Origin of the sequence: Streptomyces sp. NPDC047043, assembly GCF_040644055.1 — a bacterium.
GTDB lineage: Bacteria > Actinomycetota > Actinomycetes > Streptomycetales > Streptomycetaceae > Streptomyces.
Genome location: NZ_JBEYVO010000026.1, coordinates 15,553 through 28,411 on the forward strand (window position 1 = coordinate 15,553; position 12,859 = coordinate 28,411).

Here is a 12,859-nt window from a genome sequence, read left to right on the forward strand (position 1 = left end):
GGCACCCGGCGATGACCGTCCGCTCCGCGCCCGACCGGCTGCTGGCCGTGCTCGGCGCGTTCGACCACGAGCACCCGGCGCTGTCCCTGACGGACATCAGCCGCCGGGCCGGACTCACCCTCACCACGGCGCACCGGCTCGTGGGCGCCCTGACCGACTGGGGCGCCCTGGAGCGGGACGACTCCGGCGTCTATCACGTCGGGCTCCGGCTGTGGGAGGTCGCCGCACTCGCGCCGCGCGGACTCGCGCTGCGGCAGCTCGCGCTGCCGTATCTGGAGGACCTGTACGAGGCGACCCACGAGAACGTGCAGCTGGCGGTGCGGGACGGCGGGGAGGTCGTCTACATCGAGTGGATCTCCGGTCGCAGCGCCGTCGGCGTGCACATCCGGGTCGGGGCGCGCTGGCCGCTGCACGCCACCGGGGTCGGGCTGGCGCTGCTCGCGCACTCCGACTCGGACGTCCAGGAGGAGTACTGCGCGGGCCCGCTCGCGTCGTTCACGCCGTACACCATCACCGAGCCGGTACGGCTGCGCAGGGTGCTGGCGGAGGTACGGCGCACGGGAGTTGCCGTGAGCAGCCGTCAAGTCACCGACGACGCCCTGTCGGTGGCCGCCCCGGTGCGCGGGCCGGGCGGGGCGGTTCTCGCCGCGGTGTCGGTGGTGGTGCCGCAAGCCGACGCGCAGGTACCGGTGTTGGTCCCCGCGGTGCGGCTTGCGGCGCTCGGCATCTCTCGGGCCCTGGGGTGGCGCCCGGCGAAGGTCCAGTAGAAAACCGATGCCGAGGCGCGGGGTCAGCAGTTGCCGCGCATCGGTTTGTCCGCGAACCGGTCGGTCAGCCAGTCCACCGAGTCGCCGATGGACTGCGGGTCGCCGAGGAGATGGTCGCCGGCGTACGACTTCCACTGGGTCGCTATCCCCGCGTCGCAGTAGGCCCGGCGCGTGCCCTGGCCGGTCTCGGCGGGGATCACCTCGTCGAAGATGCCGCGGTACTGCAGGACCGGGAAGCCGATCTCGTAGCGGGCGCCGGATCCCGAGCTGCCCACGCCGACGCCGAGTTTGTTGCCGTCGGCGATCTGGCCCCAGGTGGTGCCGTCGGGGCCGCGCAGGGCGTAGAGCTGGTCGAGGGTCAGCCTGTCCTTGGTGTAGTTCTCGACGTGGGCTCCCGCGAAGCGCGCGACCGTGCCGACCGCGCACAGCGACTCGGCGTCCTTGACCGCCTTGCGGCCGGTGTCGTTGAGGAGTCCGTCGAACGGCATGTCCGGGTGGGTGACCGACAGTCCGATCACCGCGTCCACCAGGAACCCGGCGAACGCCCCGCCGTTGAGCGAGTTGCCGACCTGCTTCAGATCGCCCGGCACACCGCCGGACGCGACGCCCACGACGTTCACCTCGGGGGCGTACGACTTGGCGAGCTGCGCGGCCCACAGGCTCCCCGAACCGCCCTCCGAGTAGCCCCAGATCCCGACCTGCGCGTCGGAGCCGAGTCCGCTGCCGGGCAGCCCGGCCGCGGCGCGCACCATGTCGAGGACGGCGTGTCCTGCGTCGGCGCCGGAGACGTACGGGTGGACCTGGCCGTCGAGGTAACCGGCGCCGTCGGTGGCCGCGACGGCGAAGCCGGCCTTGAGCAGCGCGGCGATGTTCGGTCCCTCGTAGGCGTCCTGGTACTGGCCGGCCAGCTGCTTGGAGAAGGCGCACTGCGGTCCGATGCCGAGGGTGCCGGGCACGAAGGCGACGAGCGGACGCTCGCCCGTGCCCTGCCACGCCTCCTTGGGCACGATCACGGTGCCGGCGACGGTGTTCCTCCCGCCGTGGCCGTCGGTGGATCCGTACTGCACCTTCCAGGCGTCGACCGGGGTGCCGGTGCCGATCATGGGCAGCGAGTCGACGCGGCGGCAGGCGATGACATCGCCCGGGGCGGCGCTCGCGGTCGCCGGCGGCCGGTAGATCGCTGCGTCGGCGTCGGTGCACGACCCGCTCGTCGTCCCGGCCGCCGCGGTCACGGCCGGCACGGCCGGCAGCCCGACCAGGAGTGCTCCGGCCCCGAGCAGTGCGGCTCTCCTCTTCACCATCACAAAGTCCCTTCTGCACGGTGAGTGGGAGCCGCGAGGTTACGGACGAGTAGGTAAGCACTGATAGTTAAAGGGTGACAAAGCGGAGCCGGACCGCTGTGCGCCGCTGACTAGCACCGGATATCCCTCTCACCGGCGAGGCACCTCCCCGGGACGCTCGTGATACTGGAACGGTTCTCTCCTTCAGGAGCCGCCCATGTCCCCGCCGCCCTGGTTCACGCACGTCGCCGCGCGCCTACGCACGGCGAACCCGTACGTCGTCGACACCGCCCTCGCCGCGCTCGTGCTGTTCGCCGTCTCGCTGCAGTGGCTCTTCCCCGACGAGGGCGACGACCGGCTCACCTGGCAGGGCTGGCTGCTCGGTGCAGCCACGGCGGTGCCGCTGGTGTGGCGGCGGCGGGCGCCGCTCGCGACCGCATACGCCGTGTCGGCGGCCACGCCCGCCATGGCCGTCTACCACGCGCCGCCGCCCGACGTGATGTACGGCGGGCTGGTCGTCCTCTACACCATGGCCGCCCGCGGCCTGCCCTGGCAGCGGCGCATGATGCTGGTCGGGTGGGTGATCGGGGTCTCCGTCACCATGCAGCACAAGGAGCACGCCAGGCCCTTCGAGTACGCCTTCCATCTGCTCTGCATCGCCTGCGCCTACGCACTCGGGTGGCTCGCCCGCGTCCAGCGCGCCTACACCGCGGAGTTGGAGGACCGGGCCCGGCGCCTGGAGCGGGAGCGCGCCGCGGACACGGCGCGGGCCATCACCCAGGAACGTGCCAGGATCGCCCGGGACATGCACGACATCCTGGCGCACGCGGTGAGCCTCATGGTCGTCCAGGCGGAGGCCGGCCCCGTGGTCGTGCGCAGTGATCCGGAGCGCGCGGAGGCCTCGTTCGACGCGATCGCGGCGGCCGGACGGGACGCCATGGCGCAGTTGCGGCGGATCCTCGGCGTCCTCAAGGAGGAGCAGCGCAACGGGACTTCACCGCAGCCGGGGGTGGCGGCGCTGCCCGTCCTCGTGCGCCAGGTCGGCGAATCCACCGGTCTGCGGGTGGAGTTGCGTACGACGGGCGAGCCGCGCCCCCTGCCCGCGGACGCCGAGGTCGCCGCCTACCGCGTGGTGCAGGAGGCCCTGACCAACACCGTGAAGCATGCGTACGCTTCCTGCGCGACCGTCGAACTCGACTGGGCGGAGGACCAATTGACCCTGACGGTGACCGACGACGGACGGGGTCCGGCGGCGCCGGGCGGCGGGCACGGGCTGATCGGCATCAGGGAGCGGGCCGCCGCCTGCGGGGGCGGCGCGGAGGCCGGGCGCGGACCGGACGGCGGCTTCCGTGTCGTCGTACGCCTGCCCGCGGTGTCGGACCGGCAGGCGGCGCTGGGGTGAGCATCCGGGTGGTCGTCGCCGACGACCAGGAACTGGTCCGCAGCGGCTTCAGCATGATCCTCGAGGCGCAGCAGGACATCGAGGTGGTCGCCGAGGCCGGGGACGGCGCGCAGGCGGTCGCCGCCGTCCAACAGCATGCGCCCGACGTGCTGTTGCTCGACATCCGGATGCCGGTGATGGACGGGCTGGAGGCGGCCCGTCGGGTGTGTGCGCAGTCCTGCTGCAAGGTCGTCATGCTGACGACGTTCGACCTGGACGAGTACGTCTACGAGGCGCTGTACGCGGGCGCGAGCGGCTTCCTGCTGAAGGACGTGCGCCGCGACGACCTCGTGCACGCCGTACGGGTGGTCGCGGCCGGCGACTCCCTGCTCGCGCCGACGGTGACCCGGCGGCTGGTCGCGGACATCGTGAAGCGCCGCCGGGAGGAGGCCGCCACCGAGGTGACCCCCGAGCGGCTGGACGCGCTGACCGCCCGCGAGGTGGAGACCCTGCGGATGCTGGCCCGCGGGCTGTCGAACGCCGAGATCGCCACGACGCTGTTCGTGAGCGAGCACACCGTCAAGACGCATGTCAGCAACGTGCTGAGCAAGCTGGGCCTGAGGGACCGGGTGCAGGCGGTGATCTGCGCGTACGAGACGGGACTCGTGACGCCGGGGACGGCCTAGGTCGTGTCCGCAAAGTCCCGTCGTTCGCCCGAAGGGCGGGCTCCGCGGCGTCTGGTGCATGCTCTCGGCGTGCCGTGCGGAAGCCCTCGTACTGGACGTACTTGGGCTTTCGGCCGGTGCGGCGAGTGGGGGCACCTCCCGCGCCCTTGAGGCGGCGGGGGAGCGTGCCAGGCGTCGCGGAGCCGGCGGGACTTTGCGGACACGACCTACTCGCCGAGTTCCTCGAAGAGGGTCAGCTGGAGGGCGCCCGGGGCCTCCAGACGGGAGTTCAGGGAGTTCCAGGGGGTGCGCGTCGGCTCGGCGAGGACCTCGGCCCCGGCGGCGGCGAGGCGGGCCGTGGCGGCGGTGGAGTCGGCGACCTGGAAGGCGACCCGGATGTGCCCGGCCACGCGGTGGCCCACCTCGACCTCGTCGATGAAGGCGGCGTGGTTCGGGTCGGTCAGCTCCAGGGTGGCGCGGCCCGCCTCCAGGATGGTGACGCGGCCGTCGGGCGAGGAGAACGCGGCGCGCTCGGGCAGGCCGAGGGCGTCGCGGTAGAAGCGCAGGGCCTCGTCGTAGTCGGGTGCCGTGACGACGAGGCGGAGTTCGCGGACGGCGGGCTCTTCGGACATACGGGCTCCTCCATGATCACGGCTTCCTGCTCGGTCAACCCGGCATCGGCCGGGAGGATTCCCGCCGCCTCCCTCTCAGGAGTGAGCCGAGCCGCCGTCTCCCCCGCACGACCGAGGCCTGGAAACCGCTCCTTCCGGCGATCCGGCGGCACCCTCCCTGGCACGAGCCTGAGGGCGTTGAGAATCGACGACTCGCCGGGAGGCACCGTGCTCTCCTCACTCGCCCGGACGGCGACCCGCCGCCCGCTGACCGTCATCCTTCTGTGGGTGCTCTTCCTGCTGCTCGGCTTCGGGCTGGGCACAGGCGTCTTCGGGCGGCTCTCCGACAACGTGCCCGAGGTCCCCGGCACCGAGTCTGAGCACGCCGCCGAGTATCTGGACCGCGTCGACCCGACGGGCGAGTCGATCACCGCCGTCGTGGAGGGCGTCGCCGTCTCCGACCCCGGCCTGCGCGGCCAGGTCGAGAAGGCGGTGGCCGACGTGCGCCGTATCGCCGGGGTGGCCGCCGTGCCGGACCCGTACACGACGCGCGGCCTGACCGCAGAGGACGGACGGGCGCTGATCGTCCCGGTCACCCTCAAGGGCGGCCTCGACGACGACGCCGAGGAAAAGGCGGTGGACGCGGCCGCGGACCGCGTCAAGCAGATCGACGCGCCCGAAGTCCACGTCAGCGGCGGCCCGTTGCTGGGCAAGCAGCTCGGCGAACGGGCCCAGGAGGACGTGAAGAACGCCGAGTTGATCTCCCTGCCCGTCGTACTCGCCCTGCTGCTCGTCGTGTTCGGCGGGCTGCGCGCGGCCGCGCTGCCACTGGTGATCGCGGTCAGCGGGATCGCGGGCGCGTTCCTGGCACTGTTCGGGTTCAGCCAGGCCACCGACATCTCGGTGTACGCGATCCAGGTCACCACCATGCTGGGGCTCGGACTGGCCGTGGACTACGCCCTGTTGATGCTGGTGCGCTTCCGCGAGGAACGCCGGAACACCACGGACGTCACCGAGGCCGTGCACCGGACGGTCGCCGCGGCCGGACGGACCGTGCTGTTCTCCGGGCTGACGGTGGCCGTCAGCCTGACCGGACTGCTGGTCTTCCCCAGCGTGTTCCTGCGCAGCATGGGCCTCGCCGTGGCGGCGGTCGTGGTCATCGACATGCTCGCCGCGCTGACGCTGCTGCCGGCGCTGCTCGCGAAGTTCGGCGCGCGGATCGCCCCCGCGAAGACCAGGCCGGAGGGCGAGGAGGGCCGCTTCTTCGCCCGCGTCGCCCGCTTCGCCGCCCGCCGCCGCATCGCCGTACTCGCCATCGTGGTACCGGCGTTGCTCGTCCTTGCCCTGCCCGTCACCGGCATGAAGATCGAGATCGGCGACGCGACGCAACTGCCCGCCGGCACCGAGGCACGGCAGTTGTACGACACGGTCGACGCGCACTTCCCGCCGGGCGCCGGCGTCTCCCCGGTCACGGTCGTCGTCAAACCGGGCACCGATCCGGCGACGGCCGACCGGATCAGCGCCCTGTCCCCCACGGCCCGCTCCCGTGAACTGCCGGGCGGCACCACGGTCGTTCAGCTGCAGCCCTCGGGCCGGGTGGACGGCACGGAGGCCACCGACCTGGTCGAGCAGGTACGCGACATCCGAGGTACCGAACCGGTCCAGGTCACCGGCCCGGCCGCCCGCCTGGTCGACTTCCGGGCGATGCTCTCCGACCGGGCGCCCTGGGCCGCCCTGACCGTCCTCGCGGGCATCCTCGTCCTCCTGTTCGCTTTCACGGGCTCGGTGCTGATCCCGCTGCGCACGATCCTGACCACGCTGCTCAGCCTGGGCGCCGCGCTCGGCGTGGTGGTGTGGGTCTTCCAGGACGGCCACCTGGCGGGCCTGCTGGGCGCCGAGGGCCTGGGCGCCCTGAGCCTGACCGCGCCGCCGCTGATCGTCGCGATCGCCTTCGGACTGGCCATGGACTACGAGCTGTTCATCCTGGCCCGGATGCGGGAGGCGAGGCGGCTGACGGGCGACGACCAGGAAGCCGTGGTCGAGGGCCTGCGCCGCTCGGGTCGCGTCGTCACCTGCGCCGCACTGCTCCTCGCGGTCGTCTTCGGCGCCTTCATGACGGGCGGGTTCTCCCCGATCCTCCAGATCGGCCTCGGGCTCACCCTGGCCGTGCTGATCGACGCAACGGTCGTACGAATGCTGCTGGTTCCGGCGACGATGACGCTGCTGGGGCGACGAGCGTGGTGGGCACCGAAGCCGCTGCGACGGGCGCACGACCGGTTCGGGCTCCGTGAAGAGGCCCCGGTCCGGCGGGAGTTGGCGAACCGCTGAGCCGACGAGCCGCGGCACCCAGGGCTCGGCGCCGCCGTCACTCCGGCGGTGGCGCCCAGCCCTGTCGTGCGGCTCAGGCCGGCAGGCCCGCCCGCATGCGGCGGTCCCGTGGGGCCTCCTTGCGGTCCAGGCGGGTGTCCAGCAGTCGCCGTGCCGCGTCGCACCTGCCCGCCGCGACCAGGGCGTACAGCAACGTCTCCTCGACGACCTCCCGTTGGGCCGCGCTGCCGCCGACCCGGCGCAGGACCGGCAGCAGTGCGTCGAGGCCGTGGGCCGCCTCGTGGAAGCGTTCCTCTACGAGTGCGGCGAAGGCCTCGCAGAGCGGGGCGATGACCTCGCGCTGCACCTCGTCGGCCCCGGCGGCGTGGTCGCGCAGCCGGTGCAGGGCCGGCAGGTCCCCCGCGGCGGCGAGCGCGACGGCTGCGTGCAGGCCGGTGAAGGCGGTCGCCGGACGCTCCAGGACGTCCCGCGCGACCGTGTCCAGCACGTCCGCGGCGGGCAGTTCGCCCCGCCAGCTGTCGCTCAGCCGGGCCCGCCACAGCAGCGACCCCGAGTCGACCAGCGCCCGCACCCCGGTCACCACCCGGCCCGGCGCGAGCTGCGCGAACCAGCGCCTGCGCACCGCCGCCGGGTCGTCCAGGGCGAGTTCGTGCAGGGCGATGTGCCAGGAGAAGTGCGCCCGGTGGACCGCGCCGCGCCCCTGCCCGGACACCCAGCCGTCCAGCCAGTCGCGGCCCGCCTCGTGCGCGCCGGACTCGTAGTGGACGTGCGCGAGCGCGTGCACGGCATGCCCCGAGGAGGGCTCCAGCGCCAGGGCCCGGTGCGCGAGTTCGCCGGCCTCGTGCAGCCGGCCCTGCTCCTGGCGGAGGAAGGCGAGCAGCGAGGTGTGGAACCAGTGCCCGTCGTAGGCGGGCGACGTCCGCTCGACCAGTCGCAGGGCCTGGTCGTCGTCGAGGTCGGTGACGCCGGAGAAGGCGATGGTGGGCACGGCCGCGGCGAGCGCCAGCGCGTCGGCCGGGTGCGCGTCGAGATGTCGTACGAGCGCCTCGTCCCCCGCGTCGTCGTGCACCCGGCGGGTGACCATGTCCACGAAGGAGCGCTCCCGCTCGTCGGCGCGTTCCCGGGCGCTGCGCTGCGCCTCGGCCAGGGCCCGGGGCACGTCGACGGCGGCACCGCACTCGTGGCCGAGCAGGGCGAGGGCCGCATGGCCGAGGGCGAATCCGGGGTCGAGGGCGACCGCGCGGGCGAAGGCGTCCTCGGCGCCCGTGCGGACCTTCAGGACCCGGTTCAGGCCGGTGCGGTAGGCCGCTGCCGCCTCGGCATGGGTGGTGAGCGCGAGGCCGTGGCCGTCGACGGGACGGCGGGAGGGGCGCTGTCTGCGAGTCGGCGGGGCGAGCAACTGCCCTGCCAGGGCGGCGGCCTGGACCCGGATCTCGGGGATGGCCGTCGTCTCCCACAGCTCGCCGCGGCGCGGGGCGCCCAGCGTGAACAGCGGGCGCTCCACACGGCCTTCGGCGTCCAGCAACCGCCCGTCGCGGGTGGCCACGCCCATGCCGAGCGGGCCGGCGACCGCGGCGCCGGACGCGAACAGCGAACGCCACAGGGGGTCGTCGAGGTGCCGGCCCGGCCCGGTGCAGTCGATCACCCAACCGACGTGCAGCATACGGCCGTTGGAGAGCGTCACCGCGAGCGAACCGTCGTGTTCCACCGCGTCCGTCACCGTGCCCGTGTGCACGCCGAGCCGTCGTGCCGTGCGGGCCCGGGAGACCCACTCGGCGGTCGCGGGCGCCATGCGGTGGCGGTGGGTGTTCCACAACGTGCCCTCGCGGGCGAGGAATTCGGCGCGGTCCTCGGGGGTGAGGCTGTGCCACAGGCGCGCGGTGTGCGGGCGCAGGCTGTCGAGGGCGGGCCGCCAGTCGCCGTGGGTGCGCACGGAGCGGCTGATGTGGATGTAGACGCTGCGGCGCAGGTGGCCCAGGGAGATGCCGTCGAGATCGTCCGGCGGGCTCATCGGGCCGGCCGGGATGAGCGCGTGCGGCTGGGGCAGCAGGCCGCTGCGGGACAGGGCGTGCAGCGTGCGGCCGGGGCGGTCGAGGGTCAGGGCGAGGTCGACGGCCGTGAGTCCCGTGCCGACGAGGAGGACGTCGGCGGTGTCGGAGAGCGGGCCGTCCAGGGCGCCGGTGGTCCAGGGTTCGGCGACGAAGCGGGCGCAGGCGCGCAGGGCGGGCGGGGCCCAGGCCGCGGAGGGGGCCGCCGGGCCGGTGGCCAGGACCGCGCTGTCGGCGGTGAGGTGCCCGCCGTCGGCGAGGCGGAGGTCCACCCGGCCGTCGGGCGTGCCGGCGCAGCTCTCGGCGCGGGTGCGCAGCCGTCGTACGCGAACCGTCCCCTGGGCCCGGACGACGACCTGCGCGAGGGTGTCGGCGAGGTAGGCGCCGAAGCGGTAGCGGGTGGCGAAGTCCGCGCCGGTGACGGCGGGTTCGCCGTGCCGGCACAGCCAGCGGGTGAAGTGGTCCGGCTCGTCGGGGTAGCAACTCATCCCGCCCGCGGGCACGTTGAGGCGGTGCCGTGGGTCGCGTGTGGCGTACGCGGTGCCGCGGCCCGCCTCCGGTGCCGGGTCGATCAGGACCAGTTCGAGCGGTGTCCGGCGGCGCGTCGCCGTCTCGCAGAGCTGGACGGCGGTCAGCGTGCCCGCCGCGCCCGCTCCGACGACGGCCACGGTGTGCGGCTCGCGGACTTCGGTCACGTATACCTCCGGCGGTGGTCGGTCGTTGCTCGTTTCCCCACTATTCCGACCGGGAAGATGGGAAAGCCATACACGTGGCACGTACCTCACCCGATACTCAGCCCCGGTCGGGCCGCTCATACTCTGTTCACAATCCCAAGGGCTGAGACAACCGTGGTTTCGGGCCTTCTCAGGGCGACTCCTCACAGGAATCTCAGGAATCGGCCCGGAAATTCAAAGGATCAACAAATCTACGCGGCGCAGGATGCACCCGGAAAAGGTGGACATCCCAGAAAGGCCTGCCGTGGGCGTCTCGCACATATCGAACCGGTCCGAGCAGCAGTCGGAGAGGTGGTCCCGGCGCGGGCTGCTGGCGGTGCTCGGCATCGCACCGGCCGCCGCCGCACTGACCGGATGCAGCAGTTCGGCGGGCGCCTCGGAGGGGACGACGAAGTCGGACACGTCCGCGAAGGCCGCCGCGAAGAGGCCCACCGTCTCGGTCACGCCCGCCGACGGCACCAAGAAGGCCGGGTTCTCCAGCCCCGTCGAGGTCACCGTGACCGACGGCACCCTCGCATCGGTGAAGGTCACCGGCAACGACGGCTCCACGCTGGCCGGTTCGTTCAACGACGCGAAGACCAAGTGGACTTCGGCGAAGAACCCGTACTCGGGCACGAAGTACACGGTCTCGGCCACCCCGGAAGGCGCCTCGGCGCAGACCGCGACCTTCACCACCAAGTCGCCCGGCGAGACCTTCGTCGGCTACTTCACGCCCGAGGCGAACTCGACGTCCGGCGTCGGCATGCCCGTCTCGATCAACTTCACGCACGCGGTGAAGGACCGGGCCGCCGTCCAGAAGGCGATCACGGTGACCGCCGAGCCCGCGGTCGAGGTCGTCGGCCACTGGTTCAGCGACACCCGGCTCGACTTCCGTCCGCAGACGTACTGGACGTCCGGCACGAAGATCACGCTCGGCCTGCACTTGAAGGACGTCGAGGGCTCGGACGGCGTCTACGGCGTGCAGCAGAAGGACGTCACCTTCCACATCGGCCGCGCGCAGATCAGTACGGTCGATCTCTCCAGCAAGGAAATGGTGGTCGAGCGGGACGGCAGGACCATCGCCACCTACCCCGTCAGCGGCGGCAACGCCCAGCACACCACCTGGTCCGGGATCATGGTGATCAGCGAGCGGTTCAAGCAGACCCGTATGGAGTCCTCGACGGTCGGGCTCGGCGACGAGTACGACATCTCCGACGTGCCGCACGCCCAGCGCCTGACCACCTCCGGCACCTTCGTGCACGGCAACTACTGGGCGTCCACCTCGGTGTTCGGCCACCAGAACACCAGCCACGGCTGCGTGGGCCTGCACGACGCCAAGGGCGCGAGCGACAGCTCGGTGGCGGGCTACAAGTTCTACAACTCCTCTATGCTCGGCGACGTCGTCATCGTCAAGAACTCGGGCGACAAGACGGTGGATCCGGCCAACGGCCTGAACGGCTGGAACCTGTCGTGGGCGGAGTGGAAGGCGGGCAGCGCGGTCTGACGCATACCGCACAGAAGCGCATTCATGGGGTGAACTCACCTGCGAGGAAAGGACTTTCCTTGCTTTAAGTCTTGACGGCCGGGGTGACCGGGAGCACATTGGGCCCACTTTGAGAGCGCTCTCAAAGGCACCCGCAGCCATCACCCCGTACCCGGGAGGCACCCCCATGAGTGCAACCTCCGGCATACCCAGACGGCGACGCTCACTCATCGCCGTGCTCAGCACGATCGGACTGGCGGCCGCGCTCGCCACGGCCGCCACCCAGTCCGCCGACGCCTCCGCGCCCACTCCCCCGGCGGGCTGGTCACAGGTCTTCCTCGACGACTTCAACGGCTCCGCCGGTACCGGCGTCAACACCTCCAACTGGCAGTACGACACCGGGACTTCGTACCCCGGCGGCCCCGCCAACTGGGGCACCGGCGAGGTCGAGACGATGACGAACAGCACCAGCAACGTCGCGCTCGACGGCAATGGCAACCTGAAGATCACCCCGATCCGCGACTCGGCCGGCAAGTGGACGTCGGGCCGTATCGAGACCCAGCGCACCGACTTCCAGCCGCCGGCCGGCGGCAAGCTGCGCGTCGAGGCCCGGATCCAGATGCCCAACGTCACCGGCACCGCGGCCGAGGGCTACTGGCCGGCGTTCTGGGCGCTGGGCGCTCCCTACCGCGGCAACTACCAGAACTGGCCGAGCGTCGGCGAGCTGGACATCATGGAGAACGTCCAGGGCCTGAACAAGGTCTGGGCGACGATGCACTGCGGCACGAACCCGGGCGGGCCGTGCAACGAGACGACGGGCATCGGCAATTCGACCGCCTGCCCGGGCACGACCTGCCAGTCCGGCTTCCACACCTACACGATGGAGTGGGACCGCTCGGTGAGCCCCGAGGCGATCCGCTTCTACGTCGACGGCGTCAACTACCACACCGTGACGGCCAGTCAGGTGGACGCCACGACCTGGGCCAACGCCACCAACCACGGCTTCTTCCTGATCCTGAACGTGGCGATGGGGGGCGCCTTCCCGGACGCCTTCGGCGGCGGCCTGGACGGCGACACGCAGTCCGGGGTGCCCATGACCGTCGACTACGTCCAGGTCCTGTCCGCGAGCGGGAGCACCACGACCCCGCCCTCCGGCAACCGTGACGCCTACAGCGCCATCCAGGCCGAGTCGTACGACAGCCAGTCCGGCATCAGCACGGAGACCACCTCGGACACCGGCGGCGGCTCGGACATCGGCTACATCGCGAACGGCGACTGGGCCCTCTACAAGGGCGTCAACTTCGGCTCCACGGCGGCCACCCAGTTCTACGCGCGGGTGGCGAGCGGCGCCGCCTCCGGCGTGAGCGGCCTGGTCCAGGTGCGCCTCGACAGCGCCACCGCCACACCCGTCGGCAGCTTCTCCATCGCCAGCACGGGCGGCTGGCAGACCTGGCAGACGGTCCCGGCCAACATCAGTTCGGTGACGGGCACGCACGACGTGTATCTGACCTTCAGCAGCGGCCAGTCGGCGGACTTCGTGAACGTGAACTGGTTCGACTTCGGGCACTGAGCGGTGTGTTGCT

The 12,859-nt window shown here is 72.2% G+C and carries 9 protein-coding genes; 6 read left to right on the top strand and 3 right to left on the bottom strand.

The genetic code is table 11. The features are described 5' to 3' along the window. Positions 1 to 11: 11 nt before the first annotated feature. On the top strand, positions 12 to 767 hold the full coding sequence (locus ABZ880_RS35010) for an IclR family transcriptional regulator (protein WP_361271389.1): 756 nt from the start codon (positions 12 to 14) through the stop codon (positions 765 to 767). Between the two features lie 23 nt (positions 768 to 790). Here the strand turns inward: ABZ880_RS35010 and ABZ880_RS35015 are convergent, their stop codons facing one another. After that, a complete protein-coding gene (locus tag ABZ880_RS35015) occupies positions 791 to 2,068 on the bottom strand; it encodes a lipase family protein (RefSeq protein ID WP_361271392.1) in 1,278 nt (425 codons plus the stop codon). A gap of 196 nt (positions 2,069 to 2,264) precedes the next feature. Between ABZ880_RS35015 and ABZ880_RS35020 the strand changes: the two genes are divergently transcribed. Both ABZ880_RS35020 and ABZ880_RS35025 read left to right on the top strand, forming a co-directional pair. Beyond that, positions 2,265 to 3,449 (top strand): histidine kinase, encoded by a 1,185-nt coding sequence (locus tag ABZ880_RS35020; RefSeq protein WP_361271395.1) that lies wholly within the window; start codon positions 2,265 to 2,267, stop codon positions 3,447 to 3,449. After that, positions 3,446 to 4,114 (top strand): response regulator transcription factor, encoded by a 669-nt coding sequence (locus ABZ880_RS35025; protein WP_361271398.1) that lies wholly within the window; start codon positions 3,446 to 3,448, stop codon positions 4,112 to 4,114. The genes ABZ880_RS35020 and ABZ880_RS35025 overlap by 4 nt, the downstream gene beginning before the upstream one ends. 206 nt (positions 4,115 to 4,320) lie before the next feature. On the opposite strand, the gene ABZ880_RS35030 is transcribed toward ABZ880_RS35025, so the two are convergent. After that, positions 4,321 to 4,725 carry a VOC family protein gene (locus tag ABZ880_RS35030; RefSeq protein ID WP_361271401.1) on the bottom strand — a complete coding sequence of 135 codons (405 nt, stop codon included), beginning with the start codon at positions 4,723 to 4,725 and terminating at the stop codon, positions 4,321 to 4,323. A gap of 207 nt (positions 4,726 to 4,932) precedes the next feature. Here ABZ880_RS35030 and ABZ880_RS35035 point away from each other — a divergent pair, with 207 nt between their 5' ends. Continuing rightward, a complete protein-coding gene (locus ABZ880_RS35035; protein ID WP_361271729.1) occupies positions 4,933 to 7,032 on the top strand; it encodes an MMPL family transporter in 2,100 nt (699 codons plus the stop codon). 73 nt (positions 7,033 to 7,105) lie between these two features. Here the strand turns inward: ABZ880_RS35035 and ABZ880_RS35040 are convergent, their stop codons facing one another. After that, positions 7,106 to 9,775: an FAD/NAD(P)-binding protein gene (locus ABZ880_RS35040; RefSeq protein WP_361271403.1), complete on the bottom strand. Its 2,670-nt coding sequence runs from the start codon at positions 9,773 to 9,775 to the stop codon at positions 7,106 to 7,108. A gap of 283 nt (positions 9,776 to 10,058) precedes the next feature. Between ABZ880_RS35040 and ABZ880_RS35045 the strand changes: the two genes are divergently transcribed. Together ABZ880_RS35045 and ABZ880_RS35050 are read left to right on the top strand one after the other, a co-directional pair. Continuing rightward, positions 10,059 to 11,297: an Ig-like domain-containing protein gene (locus ABZ880_RS35045; RefSeq protein ID WP_361271732.1), complete on the top strand. Its 1,239-nt coding sequence runs from the start codon at positions 10,059 to 10,061 to the stop codon at positions 11,295 to 11,297. A gap of 166 nt (positions 11,298 to 11,463) precedes the next feature. Then, positions 11,464 to 12,846, top strand: coding sequence for a glycoside hydrolase family 16 protein (locus tag ABZ880_RS35050; RefSeq protein ID WP_361271406.1), 1,383 nt, complete (start codon positions 11,464 to 11,466; stop codon positions 12,844 to 12,846). The last annotated feature ends 13 nt before the right edge of the window (positions 12,847 to 12,859 follow it).

Excerpts from the sequence above, each read along its gene's own strand:
- ABZ880_RS35050 (WP_361271406.1), top strand. The coding sequence starts at position 11,464 with ATGAGTGCAACCTCCGGCATACCCAGACGGCGACGCTCACTCATCGCC.
- ABZ880_RS35010 (WP_361271389.1), top strand. The coding sequence starts at position 12 with ATGACCGTCCGCTCCGCGCCCGACCGGCTGCTGGCCGTGCTCGGCGCG.
- ABZ880_RS35015 (WP_361271392.1), bottom strand. The coding sequence starts at position 2,068 with ATGGTGAAGAGGAGAGCCGCACTGCTCGGGGCCGGAGCACTCCTGGTC.
- ABZ880_RS35020 (WP_361271395.1), top strand. The coding sequence starts at position 2,265 with ATGTCCCCGCCGCCCTGGTTCACGCACGTCGCCGCGCGCCTACGCACG.
- ABZ880_RS35030 (WP_361271401.1), bottom strand. The coding sequence starts at position 4,725 with ATGTCCGAAGAGCCCGCCGTCCGCGAACTCCGCCTCGTCGTCACGGCA.